The sequence below is a fragment of the Butyrivibrio sp. AE3006 genome, assembly GCF_000424165.1.
In the GTDB taxonomy this organism is placed as follows: domain Bacteria; phylum Bacillota; class Clostridia; order Lachnospirales; family Lachnospiraceae; genus Butyrivibrio.
Genome location: NZ_AUJJ01000017.1, coordinates 75270 through 88921 on the forward strand (window position 1 = coordinate 75270; position 13652 = coordinate 88921).

General features: G+C 39.1%; 9 protein-coding genes and 1 riboswitch. Of the genes, 1 reads left to right on the top strand and 8 read right to left on the bottom strand.

Annotation, left to right across the window (positions count from 1 at the left end; translation table 11 throughout):
- Nucleotides 1-83 precede the first annotated feature (83 nt).
- The 8 genes from G603_RS0109495 to G603_RS0109530 form a co-directional block, all read right to left on the bottom strand.
- The gene (locus tag G603_RS0109495) at nucleotides 84-1835 is read right to left on the bottom strand and encodes a sensor domain-containing diguanylate cyclase (protein ID WP_026670083.1); all 1752 of its coding nucleotides are present in this window, start codon (nucleotides 1833-1835) and stop codon (nucleotides 84-86) included.
- Between the two features lie 195 nt (nucleotides 1836-2030).
- Nucleotides 2031-6032, bottom strand: a complete 4002-nt coding sequence (locus G603_RS0109500) for a leucine-rich repeat domain-containing protein (protein WP_026670084.1) — start codon at nucleotides 6030-6032, stop codon at nucleotides 2031-2033.
- A gap of 185 nt (nucleotides 6033-6217) precedes the next feature.
- On the bottom strand, nucleotides 6218-6892 hold the full coding sequence (locus tag G603_RS0109505) for a hypothetical protein (protein WP_026670085.1): 675 nt from the start codon (nucleotides 6890-6892) through the stop codon (nucleotides 6218-6220).
- 198 nt (nucleotides 6893-7090) lie between these two features.
- Nucleotides 7091-7669, bottom strand: a complete 579-nt coding sequence (locus tag G603_RS0109510) for a folate family ECF transporter S component (RefSeq protein ID WP_051207691.1) — start codon at nucleotides 7667-7669, stop codon at nucleotides 7091-7093.
- 67 nt (nucleotides 7670-7736) lie between these two features.
- Nucleotides 7737-7831, bottom strand: a riboswitch (THF riboswitch).
- A gap of 61 nt (nucleotides 7832-7892) precedes the next feature.
- Entirely contained in the window at nucleotides 7893-8915 is a 1023-nt protein-coding gene (locus G603_RS0109515; RefSeq protein ID WP_026670087.1) for an NAD(P)H-dependent glycerol-3-phosphate dehydrogenase, read from the bottom strand.
- Nucleotides 8916-8932: 17 nt separating this feature from the next.
- Nucleotides 8933-9598 carry a glycerol-3-phosphate 1-O-acyltransferase PlsY gene (gene plsY / locus G603_RS0109520; RefSeq protein ID WP_026670088.1) on the bottom strand — a complete coding sequence of 222 codons (666 nt, stop codon included), beginning with the start codon at nucleotides 9596-9598 and terminating at the stop codon, nucleotides 8933-8935.
- A gap of 22 nt (nucleotides 9599-9620) precedes the next feature.
- The gene (gene der / locus G603_RS0109525) at nucleotides 9621-10949 is read right to left on the bottom strand and encodes a ribosome biogenesis GTPase Der (protein WP_026525732.1); all 1329 of its coding nucleotides are present in this window, start codon (nucleotides 10947-10949) and stop codon (nucleotides 9621-9623) included.
- A gap of 18 nt (nucleotides 10950-10967) precedes the next feature.
- Complete coding sequence (locus G603_RS0109530; RefSeq protein ID WP_026670089.1) at nucleotides 10968-12323, bottom strand: DUF512 domain-containing protein; 1356 nt, start codon at nucleotides 12321-12323, stop codon at nucleotides 10968-10970.
- A gap of 108 nt (nucleotides 12324-12431) precedes the next feature.
- Here G603_RS0109530 and G603_RS0109535 point away from each other — a divergent pair, with 108 nt between their 5' ends.
- Nucleotides 12432-13610: a ribose-phosphate pyrophosphokinase gene (locus tag G603_RS0109535; protein ID WP_026670090.1), complete on the top strand. Its 1179-nt coding sequence runs from the start codon at nucleotides 12432-12434 to the stop codon at nucleotides 13608-13610.
- The last annotated feature ends 42 nt before the right edge of the window (nucleotides 13611-13652 follow it).

The following is a 13652-nucleotide window of genomic DNA, read 5'->3' on the forward strand; positions in this document are numbered from 1 at the left end:
TAATGCCTAAATTCAAAAAACATACACTCTTAACTTGACATACTCTCACAGTTTTTCAAGCTATCAAAAATTCTGATCATCCATCATAAATCGGTACAAACCCGATCTTTTCCTGATTCTTTTGCTTCATACAGGAACTTGTCTACTCTATCCAGTGTGTCCTGTATAGCTTCATCGCTGTGATGGCTAGTAGCACCAACACTGATGGTGACCAACATATCATTTTTTGAATTTTCTCTTACTCTACTGTGGATTGTGTCAGCAATTTCTTTTACCTTGGATACTTCATGACCTGAAATAAATACCATGAACTCTTCACCACCCCAGCGCCCGGCTTCTGCATTTGGGATATCAGAAATATAATCTGAAAGTGTATCAGCAATGTATTTTAAAATTGCATCACCTTTAGAATGTCCGTACCTATCATTTATTTTCTTAAAATCATCCACATCAAACATTATAAGATGCCAGTTAAGGTCTTCACCCGAAACCGATTCATTATTCTCATATATAAGCCGTTCTATTGCACCACGGTTTAAAAGACCTGTCAGTGCATCATGTGACGCTTTATAGAGCATTTCATTTAACTGCTCATTCTTTTCCATTATTTCTTCAGTAATTGTATTGATAAATATTGCCAGCCTTGCAGTAACCGGCAGGTTTGTACTTAGCTCAGCTTCGTGAAAATCAAAATTCGGCACAATACCGGGCGGACCTTCTCTCATAGCTACAGTCACGATGGAAAGATTATTAATTAGTGACATTCCCTTGTACCTGAGAATCTCACCAAGTGCGCTAAAACCTGTTGATTCCATATGTTTGGATATTAGTGATACTTCAATATCTTCATTTTCTGCCCAAAAAAGCTTTCGTCCCATGCAGTTAACCATATTTACTACCTGGGGTGCAAATTCAAGTATCATCTGAATAGTCTGCTTAGTATGCTTGATGATTCGTCTGGGATCACCGAATGTCAATCTGACGCAACTACCTTGCGGAATGTTAGATGACATCACAATAGATCCGTCAGGATTTACGGATTTAGCATGCCTTATATAGGCAGTATCTTTACCTACACTAACTTCCCAGGGAAACTCTAAGGCATCATAAAAGAAGTTTTGATCTTTTTTTATATGGAGATAATGGTTATAAACCTCATAGGCCGGCTTACCATCAAGTTCATAAACAACACAGCCTTCGGCTTTGGTAACTTCTAGCGGATAACCTATAGGCTTCCATCCAAACATTCTGTTTGCCTGGATATGCAGGTCTTTTCCCTTGTAAATAACATATGCAGAGCCCGTATAGCTAATGGTTCCATCACCTGCAAAAACAAAGGGCTTATGATTATCATCACCTACTGCTACGCCGCCATAAATAACAATACTTTCAGGTAGATTGTCAACGATTTCAGCGGCATTCTCAAACTCATCATTAGTAGCAACTGTAAGGATTTCAATGCCCTTGATGTGAGGTATACTCTTTACCTCATTAAATACAGCGTCAGCATCTAATTCTTCAGTATGATCATAGGTTGTACGAACTTCTATGCCGGTACCGGGATCATCAAAAACCATGGCTGTAACTACTATATCTTTATCATTTATCTTACCATTCAAAATTTCACCGGTTGCGCTGCATCCGATAACAGGAATTGCAGGAGCCTTTTCTTTCAAAACACTTCTGACATACTCCAGCTTTTCAAATTTGTTTTTATAATCATAAGGAACATAAACATGGAATAAAGCAATCCTATTATTTGAATTAATATGATCTACCCAACTTTGAATCGTTGTCTCAAATATGTCATTTAAAGATGTCTGTAATAGTTTCAAACCGGTCTCTCCCGCTTAAATACACTATATTACAAATATATTGTAACTCAAAAGCATGGTATATATTGATAAAATAAGTCTAAAATATATTTTATGTGTAACCCAAAGCGCTTGTCCCCATCAAAAAGTCTGATTATCCCCTAGACATAAAAGGCTGCCACACATAGTGCAGCAGCCTCCGTTAAATACCATAATTTACTTTACAGAACCATTTGTCTGCTTCTTTACTTTTTCTACTACCTTCTTCTTGTCTTTCTTCTTAAGGCCTTTTACCTTAATACTGCAATCAGAATTCACCTTCTTAAATGCAGATTTGCCAACTGTCAGTGATTTATTTGCTTTGAGTGTGACACTCTTAAGCTTTGAACAGCCATAAAATGCCTTGCTTCCAATCTTTGTAATTGATGAAGGTATGGTCACTTTCTGAAGCTTCTTAAGTCCCTTAAAGGCTTTTGAATTTATTTCAGTAACAGAATAAGCCTTATTCTCATATACAACTGATGAAGGAATCGTAAGTGATTTAGCGTTTTTATTCTCAAGCCCTGTGATCTTCACAGTACCCTCACCGGTAACTTTATAAAACTTTCCAGCGCTTGTGAACTCAGTTCCTACTTCAACTACAGCCTCATTATTTACCTGAGCATTACTGCTGTTTTCAGTTTCAGCTGTATTCTGCTGTACATTAGCAGCTTCGCCATTCTGGTTCTGATTAGGCTTATTTTCGCTATCCCCATTATTTGAATTCTGGCTCTCAGAATCATTAACTGAAGATACAGAATCATTTGTATAATTTACATCAATGGTTCTGTCATCACATTCTCCATCATTATCAGAATCCAGTTTGATTTCTACTTTGCTATCAGCTGCTGAATCGTTAATTGTAACGGTTTTTGCATCTATATCAGCTACTTTACCGTCCTTGTCTTCTACATATAATTCAGCATCAAGCTCTGCATCACTATTTATAAGTACCTGACCATTATTAGTTGATACTTCTATAGCTTTTCCTGATTCCTTAACATTTCCCTTAAGCACAGTTCCAAATGAAGCACCATTATCATTTACAGTCTCAACTTCTATAGAACTTCCACCAACAGCCTCGATTCTGTAATCATCAGTATTTACATCATAAAATACCTTAACTGGCTCTTTGGAATCTGACTTAAAGGTTATAACCTGATTCTGAGTTTCATATGTAAACTCTACGCCATCCTCACCGGGAGTAATCTCTATCGGCTCGCTGCTGTCGTAAGACTCATCAGTATAATCTACAAAGTACTCTTCATTAGCAACCGCTTCATCACCAGAGATTATTCCAATCTTTGTTAAGAAGTCACCGATTTTCTTGATAGTACCCTTAGCGACACTGATGATGTTGTAACCATTTTTCTTAGCTTTGAAAGTTCCAAAAAAGTACAGCTGATCGATATCATCAAATATCGCTAATACTTTGGAGCCATCTATTGGTCGAGAATCAAGTTCCCCGCCGCAAGTATTAGTCATTTTCAAATAGTTTTCACTTACATATATATCGTAATCAGATAAACTACCTTTATTCGATGCATATAAATCAGAAAGTTCCATCCCTTCACAACTCTCAATATTATATACACTAATTTTCCACGTATATTTTGTTCCCTCTATAACCTTGTTTACTGCTTCACATCCATCGATAACAACAGCATGGTCTCCTCCTTCTACAGTCATCCCTTCTGCTTTGTATCCTGGAACATTATATACTAGCATCGCAGGGCCCTCTTCCTTTACCTTCAGTGCCCTATTTACAAGTTTAATTAGTTTATATTCACCATCATATTTACTGTACTCTTTTAATACATTTTTGAATGCAGTTGTATTCTGGGACATTTGCAACAGAGTAAGAATTTCACTATCTTTCGCATTTTTAGGGTCAAAATCATGTATTTTCTTATTCGAATTCAATCGTCCTGCATGTGCACCTAATTGCGCAAGTGAAATACCAAAGCATATGCCTTTATAATCAGGCTTCATCATAACTTTGAAGATATCTTTTAAATTCTTGTATTCAGTCTTGCTTAACTTGCTCTTAAGCTCTTTCCACTTTAAATCAGATACGTTATATGTACTACGATTAAAATCACCATTGTAAAAACTAGCCATTTCATCATTGTACTGTATCTCATAAGGGAACTGGTAAAAGCCATATACCTTCCCGTAATCCTCTGCGCTATCACCTATTTCTATTTTTCTACCGAATCTCTTCTTTGTAAACCATCCGCTCACTGTATAGCCATCACTGCCATACATATAATAATCATATGGCTTGTAATTAGGCAGTATATCGATTTTATCCAAGTATTGGAAGGAAAATGGCTCAGAGTTTTCATCATCATAAAACTCTATGCGCTTTTCATCTGCCGGGTGTACGGCCTGTAAAATGCAGTTTTTGGGGGTATTTAAGTCAATTCCCCTATAATATTTCTGACTATCTCCATCGTATTCGTTGAATAAAGAACCGGTTAAAAAGATATAAGGATTACGGCAATCTTCGCATTTGATGATAATATCTTCAAAGTTTTCAAACATTGATAACTGAGCTCTCTCATCAAACAGTTTAAAATTCTCAGCACCCTCTTTCATATATCTTGAACATAAATTTCCAAAACTATATTCATATTCTTCAGGCAAACAATCTATTATCCATTTAGATTCTTTAAAGCTAACTACGTTAAGATTTGGACATCCTGCAAAAATGCCTTCAATACCAGCGATATTAACTCCATTTATATTTACAGAATTCAAGTTCACGCATTCTGAAAACATTCCTCCTACAGTCATGTAATAGCCATCATCATAATTATAGGCGTAATCCGAATAACTACATCCTATATCCACATTTTCAAGATTCTGACAACCTTCAAACATTCCGTTTGCATAAACAGTTCCGCTGCCATATGTAAGCCTAACTTCCCTAAGGCCATCACACTTGCAAAACATATGGTCATAATTACCATCATTAAGATATAATTCTGATATTTTGCTTAAGTTCTGAGCTCCTGCGAACATCGAACCATAATTGTTTGTTTGTGGAATTGTGGATCCACAAACATATTTAATGCCTGATTCCATAAACATCTGTGAAACGGATTCGACATTATAGAAATTACAATCACTCAAATTATAGAACTCTGATACAAATCCTCTAAATAACAATTCAGCATTACCATATGCACTCATATTATTAGAGCCGCACACATCACCCCAACGTGATCCTACAGACATAGGTAGGGGATCAGGTTGGTCATACCAGTTAGGAAAAATTGATTGTGCTACTGCTGTAATTCGTGAAAAGTCTATGCCTGATTCGTGAGCATATGGACTATTTTCCAATTCTTTGAGCATCCCAAGAGTTGAAGAATAGCTTCCGCCAAAGCAAACTGCAATGGCGTTATTTCTTGTTTCATCACAAAAGAAATCACTTGATAAATTGATCTCAACATTATAATTATTTCCATCAACTACAGCCCCGGAAGGTATGATCATAAGACCATCACCAAATTCGAAGGATGTATTCTTATCAAGAACTAATGTATCACCTTCTATATGGTACTCAAAGTTTCTAAGCCAGGGTGTTCCGGTCTCACTATAGTATGGATTTGATGCATAGAGTTCTTTAAGGTATTTTTCATAATCCTCATAGCTGTCAAAATCCCCCTCAGTACCATTAACAGTAGGTAGTTCGCTATTTTCATCAGGTTCCGCAACTGCGGTTTCATCCGTGCCTTCAGATTTCTCAGAATTTTCATCTGCCTGAGTTTCATCGTTTACCTTATCTGTTTTGGTACTATCATCTTTAGAAGTACCATCCTCAAATGTATCTCTATTTGAAGCTCCATCACCTGAATTATCATCTGTCAGAGCTTCTCTAGTTGATCCTTCTGAAGCATCTTCTGTCGGAGCTTCTCTAGTAGTTCCGTCTGATGCGCCTTCATTATTCTGCTCATCAGAGCTTCCGGACGAACTTTCAGAATCAGATGATGAACTGTCTTCAGTATCAGATTCTGTGTTATTTAAGTTTTCTTCAGTGGATACATTTTCTGATTCTTCAGACTGATATGTGGCTCCTGACTCAGCTGAAGCTGAAATGCTGCCGGAACCAATGACAGCCTGAGTAGCCAATGACAAAGAAATTGCCATCGCAAGAAACCTTTTCTTCATTTTAACCTCCCATAAAAGTAATCGGGCATTGCGCTGCTGGTTCAGCAATATATCCCCATATACACTGCTATTACTTTCCAATGCCTATTCGTATTATCAATGCAAATTATATCAAAAAAACTGCCACCACGTAACATTCGTGGTGACAGTTTATAATTCTAAAGCAATAAATATTTTAGTCGAAATTACTGAACCTTTGTAGCTACGATGTTCTTCTTGTTGCCACCAAATCCAGCCTGCTTCCAGTTGATAGTACCATACTTATACTGGATCTCCTTTGTTGAAGTAAGCTGACCGTTCTTAAGACCTGCAATACCTACATATACATCTGTCTCATAAGCAGGAACATCTACATAGAAGCTGAATGTTCTTGTCTTAGGATAACGGAATGTATCATGATATCTGTACCAGCCCTTTGTGTAGTTAGATGTCTTCTTATACTTACCGGAATCTTTAACCTGATAATCATAAGAATCAATTGCTGCCTTTACACCATTGATATCGTTACCCTGGCTGTCTGTAAGTACAAGAGCTGTTGAATACCAGTTATTGAACCACTTCTTTCTGTACTCTTTGCTAAGTCCGTTAGCTTCTGCCTGAGAAATCTTTGTGTTCTTAACTGTAATAGTTACGTGATAAACATTGAAACCGTTTGTTGTTCCAACATAAGACATCTCGTTGAACTTTACCTTAGCTGTATGCTTGCCGGCACCTTTATAAAGCTTCATCTGTACGTTCTTTGTCTTACCAACGCCTGCTGTAGTAATCTTAGCTGCAGCTTCAGCTGTCTGCGGTACACATGTTAATGCAATTGCAAGTGCAAGAAACATAGCCACAATTGTTTTTAATGTTTTCTTCATTTTACCCTCTTTCCGAAATCCTCAAAACTTTTTCACAAGATCTCCTTGTATAACACGAGAATCCCTTTTGAATTATATTCACAACGTAAAATATAATAACATAAAATGTGTCGTTTGTGTGAACTAATTATTTATTATTTCTTAATAAAAGAAACCGGCATCCAATCGTTTCCTTGAACAACTGCATGCCGGCGAACATTACCGGAACATCGGTCTTATCGTTTTATCGATAGCTTTTAACATTACAAAAGTAATAAAGGTATCAATCGGAAGCATTACGGAGTTTGAAATAATTCTTCCGGGAAGCATGGCAAGCAGTGCCTGACCATACAGGAGCTTAAGCCATATAGAATTGAGACAGATATTTACAAATACCTTTACAATAAGCTGTGCAACCAGAACTCTCACAATAGTGATATTCTTCTTGTAAAAGGCATAACCGTAGATTATTCCGCCAAGGGCTGCACTAATGGTAAAGCCCGGGAAGAAATCACCTGTGGGTTTAAGAAACCACTTGATCACATCAAGAGCAGCTCCGAAAATCGCTCCTACAGCAGGTCCAAAGAGATAATCCACAATCTGATTGGGGAGTCCTGAAAAACCAATCCTAATGTAGTTTCCGATGTTAAAAGTAGCAACATAGCCAAGGATAATTGCTATAGCTGCAAGCATACCGCAGAATGTAACATTTTTAAGATGTTTGAATTCCTTCAGTGATGCTATCCATCTGTTTACAGTTACTTCGTTTGTTTCTTTTGATAGATAATTTTGTGACATAATAAAACACCTCCTTTGCAGACACGCATTCTGCACAAAGAGGTGCCAATCAGCACATTCTATATGCAGCAGCGGGATGCGAACCTGACACCGCGGTTTCCCTTCGTCCATCTGTCAACTCCCTGTACAGACAGCACTTAACGCGTCAAATTCTACTCTGCTAATAAATATTTTAGTTTCCAGATTCATTATAGCAACAAAGTCGGCGCCGTCAACAGGAATTTTACCATTCCTGCAATTCGTTTTCAGCCTTCTTCTCACGAAGCATAAGCTCCTTCACAGCTTCTCTGGGCTCTTTGCCATTAAACAGTACTTCGTTTATCTGCTCTACGATGGGCATTTCCACCTCATACTTTTTTGCAAGGGCAAGCGCTGCCTCAGCACTGTTGATACCCTCAACTACCATCTTTACCTCTGCGGTAGCTTCAGCTGCAGTTTTCCCTTGTCCAATGAGGATACCTGCTCTTCTGTTTCTTGAATGCATTGAAGCACAGGTTACAACCAGATCTCCCATTCCGGAAAGTCCTGAGAAGGTCTCATAGTCACCGCCCATGGCAGCGCCAAGTCTTGACATCTCAGCTATACCTCTGGTGATAAGAGCAGCCTTGGCATTATCTCCATATCCAAGACCATCTGCAATACCTGCCGCCAGCGCAATTACATTCTTAAGGGCTGCACCGATTTCTATGCCGAGCATATCAGGGCTTATATAAACTCTGAATTCCTCAGCCATAAATACATTCTGAACTTCTCTTGCACTTTCCTTGGAGAATGCACCTACAACAATTGTAGTGGGTAAGCCCTTACCTACCTCTTCAGCATGTGAAGGTCCTGAGAGAACAGCCACTTCACTGCCCGGAAGCTCATCCAGAATCACATCTGACATAACCATAAGAGTATCCTTTTCAATACCCTTTGAACAGTTGACAATGATCCTCTTTTCCTCTCCCTCAGCCAGATATGGTCTCATTTTGACGCATACCTCTCTGATAGCCACAGAAGGCACAGTAACAACTATCATTCCTGCATCCTTAAGTGCTTCTTCCATATTGGAAGTAATTTTGATGTCCTTATCAAGAATAACTCCGGGAAGCTTATCCTTGTCTTCCCTTTCTGACCTTAGCTTACTTGCAGTTTCTTCCCTTCTGGCCCAAAGTGTTACATTGAAACCATTTTTGTGAAGCCTCCAGGCAAGGGCAATACCCCAGCTTCCGGAGCCTATGACTGCTACATTTTTTGAGTCCACGTTTTTCTCCTTACAGGTTATTCTGTTTTATTTTTCTTGAAAATATAAGTTTTTCTCTCGCAATGCTGCAATAGTCTCTTGATATTGGCTCTGTGCTGATAAAAAGCCAGGGCTGTCATCAGGAAAGCTATTATGTACATCTCTATAAGATAATTCTGAGGCATTCCCAAAAATCCAAGCTGCCCCATGATTACGAGCTCAATAAAGAAACCTGAATATAAAATCAAAGATCCCAAAGATACATAGTGTGTAATATTAAAAGGAACAAGAAAAGCCAAAAGGCCTACAATAACGTATTTCCAACCAAAAGCAATGATGTTTCCTGCTGTGCAGGCGATTCCCTTTCCTCCTTTGAATTTCAGATAGAAGGGAAAATCATGTCCAAGAACAGCTCCGCATGCTGTATAAATCATAAGGAGATACTTCATCTGTGGAAAGCTGTCTCCAAGAAGCATCGGTCCCACAAAAAGCTGAACCAGCTTAACAGCAAGATAGCACTTAAGCATATCGCCAAAAAGCACAGTAAATCCGGCTTTGGCTCCCATGACTCTCAAAGTGTTGGTAGTTCCGGCATTGCCGCTTCCAACATTCCTGATGTCAACCCCCTTAAGTCTGCAGTACAATACAGCTGTCTGGAACATGCCAAAAACATATCCTATCAGCAGACACAACAATCTTATCACTTCTTTTTCCTCCCCCACGGATTTATTTGTCGTTATTACGCTCTCTTATAATGAATTTAAGAGGCGTCCCCTTAAAGCCAAATGATGCTCTGATCTGATTCTCAATATATCTGGTATATGAGAAATGCATCAGTTTCTTATCATTTACGAAAATAACAAAGGTCGGTGGTTTAACCGCAGCCTGTGTGATGTAATAGAGCTTAAGCATCTTACCTTTATCTGACGGAGGCTGCTGCATTACAACCGCCTGCATCATGATCTCGTTAAGAACACCTGTAGCAACACGCATAGCATGGTTCTCGCTGACCATATCTATCATATCATACAACTTAACAAGACGCTGACCTGTCTCTGCAGAAATGAATATAAGCTCTGCATACTGCATGAAAGATAATGTATTTCTGACATCCTTAGTGAACTCGTTCACTGTCTTGTTATCTTTTTCAATAAGATCCCACTTATTAACAGCGATGATAACTGCCTTACCTCTGTCGTGGGCGATACCTGCTATCTTGGCATCCTGCTCCGTAACACCTTCATCTGCATTGATAACGATGATAGCCACATCTGCTCTCTCAACTGCTGTAACGGTTCTAAGGATCATATATTCTTCAAGCTTTTCTTTTACCTTATTTTTCCTGCGAAGTCCTGCAGTATCAATGAAGGTATACTTCTTGCCATTATATTTGATCTCCGTATCAATGGCATCTCTTGTGGTACCTGCAACATCCGATACGATAAGTCTGTTCTCTCCGCAAAGCTTATTGATGATAGAGCTCTTACCAACATTGGGCTTACCTATAACAGCAACGCGAATTGAATCATCTTCTTCCTCTTCGCTTCCCTTGGAGCTGAAATTCTTAACAACCTCCTCGAGAAGATCGCCGATTCCCTGCTTATTGGTAGCACTTATAGGGAAGGGATCACCGATTCCAAGATTATAAAACTCGTAAACATCAAGATTATCTCTCTTGAAGCTGTCAACCTTGTTTACGCAAAGAACGATGGGCTTACCTGATTTCCTAAGCATATCTGCAACCTGAGAATCCGCATCGGTAAGTCCCTGCTTAACATCACACATGAAAATAATGACATCAGCAGTCTCGATCGCTATCTCTGCCTGATCTCTCATCTGCGTGAGAATCGTATCATTGGAATCAGGCTCAATACCACCTGTATCCACAAGAGTGAAATTCCAGTCAAGCCATTCCACATCTATATATATTCTGTCTCTGGTAACACCGGGAGTATCCTCTACAATAGAGATATTCTTACCTGCTACCGCATTGAAAAATGTACTTTTTCCTACATTCGGTCGACCTACGACCGCTACAATATTTTTTCTCTTCATAAAATTACCATCCTGCTATCAATTACTTCCATCAAGGCCAAGAAGACCCAAAATGAAATCTCTTCCGCCGCTTTTTAGGATATCCACCTTAATCTCAAGCTCTCTCTCGATATCAGCGATATGAACATCATCAAGGAGATAATCCTCCCCTGCTCTAAGAACATTCTGTGGTAAAAACAGAGTATCTCCAAGGTCTCTGCCTTTAAGCTGAGCGATTATGTCCTGTCCTGTAAGAAGGCCTGTAACAGTGATTCTCTCACCAAAGAAATTGTTCACTATCTCATTTACATGAATTTCAAGCCCTGGAACCACCTCTGAAAGGCGTCTTGCCATCTCACAGATATAAGGATAAATAAGTCTTCCGCTGGCTGTAGAAACCTTCCTCTTAAAGCTGCCTGGATCAAAGCCTTCAAAAGCACCGCTTTTAAGCTCCGCAAGCGCCTCATCAAACTCATCCAAAAGAAGTCTTACCATTCCCACGCCATTCTCAAGCTGACCGTAGTCATCATAAATCTCAGCGCCGGGAATCGGAAGCTGTGCTATCATATACCATTCATCAGATGCATGAACAAAGTGGTCTCCGTATTCTTCAAAGGCTTTATTCTGCCAGTATTCTATTTCACGGATTACCTCAAGGGCATCGTCTTTTTCAAAGGGTTCAAGTGGATACAAGCCTTCTCTGAATTTTGAAAGGCCCACAGGTACAACTGAAACGCTCTTAAGATTGGGTCTGTATTTATACAGATCTGAAAGGGACCTGTGAAGCTCTTCTTTGTCGTTAACACCTTTGCAGAGAACAATCTGACCATTAATCTCTATGCCGCTGTCCCCAGCCACAAGTCTGTCCACCTTTTTAAGGGCTTCTCCGGCGAATCTGTTGTTCAGCATCTTGCAACGAAGCTCAGGATTAGTGGTCTGGAAAGAAACATTTATAGGTGATAAATGATATTTCAAAATCCTGTCGATATCATGATCACTCATATTGGTAAGTGTAACATAATTCCCCTGTAAAAAAGAAAGTCTCGCATCGTCATCCTTAAAATACAGGGTCTCCCTCATTCCGGGAGGCATCTGATCTATAAAGCAGAAAATACATTTATTGCTGCAGGATCTGTAGTCATCCATGAGACCGTTGTCAAATTCGATACCCAGATCCTCGTCATAGTATTTCTCTACATCAATTTCCCATTCTTCACCGTCAGGTTTCCTTATGAGAAGAACCAGCTCCTCATCCTGAACCATATATTGATAATCAAATATATCTTCAATCAAAGTACCATTAATGGAAATAAGTCTGTCACCGGGAGTGATATCCATCTCCTCGGCAATACTTCCCTTTAATACACTTTTGATAAGATGTCCGTTATTGTTCATATATTATCCCTTCATCACACGATTATACATGAATTTTCTTGACGTGTCAGTATAATATAACATAAGATAGTACTCGGAAAAATATGAATTATTTTGATAGGAGTCAAAATGCCGGATTTTCATAAATTAGAATCACTTATTCCAGTAGCCCCTCTTGCACTGATCGTTATGGATTCAGCAAAAGATCTGGGCGATAAAGTAAATGAACATCTTTGTTCATTCAGACATGCACTTCATACTCTGCCAAGTGATCCTGCATTCAGGGATTATGTTAAGGATGACTACAGAGTATCATATCAGAATCCCCGATTCGGAAGCGGTGAAAGTAAGGTTACTCTCACTGAATCAATTAGAGGTAAGGATGTTTTCATCTTAGCTGATGTTATGAACCACTCTCTTACCTACAAGATGCATGGCTACACCAACTACTATTCACCGGATGACCACTATCAGGATCTTAAGCGTGTCATCGCTGCCATCAACGGTAAGGCAAGACGAATCAATATCATTATGCCTTTCCTCTATGAGGGCAGACAGCACCACAAAAATAACCGTGAATCTCTCGATGCAGCAGTAATGTTCAAAGAGCTTCACGAAATGGGAATTACCAATTTCCTGACCTTTGATGCTCATGATCCCAGAATTTCAAATGCTGCTCCTATTTCAGGCTTTGATAACTTCATGGCATCACCTCAGTTCTTCAAATCACTTATTACAAACATTGAAGACTTTGTTGTAGATAAAAACAATCTTACCGTAATAAGTCCTGATGAGGGAGCTTTGGACAGAGCCGTATATTTCGCCAACGTTCTTGGTGTAAATACAGGTATGTTCTACAAAAGACGTGACTACTCCAAGGTAGTTAACGGCTCCAACCCCATCGTTGCTCACGAGTACCTGGGCGACGACATCGAAGGCAAGGATGTTATCATCATCGATGATATGATCTCCTCAGGTTCAAGCATGATCGATACCTCAAAGCAGCTGAAAAAACGAGGAGCTAAGCGTGTTTACATTTGCACTACCTTCGGTCTTTTCACAAATGGTATAGACATATTTGATAAGGGTTATGAAGAAGGCGCTTTTGATGCTCTTATTACAACCAATCTTATCTACCAGAACCCTGAATATGCTGACAGACCTTACTACATCGTAGCAGATATGAGTAAGTTCCTTGCAACTGTGATCGATTTCGTTAACCATGATGCAAGTCTCAGCTATGTTATCACACCTACAGAGTCCATTCAGGATCTCCTTAAAAAGGTTAATGATAAGGCAGAAATCTAAAATCAAAAAATCGGATTTTGTTCGCAAAATCTTTATCTGACA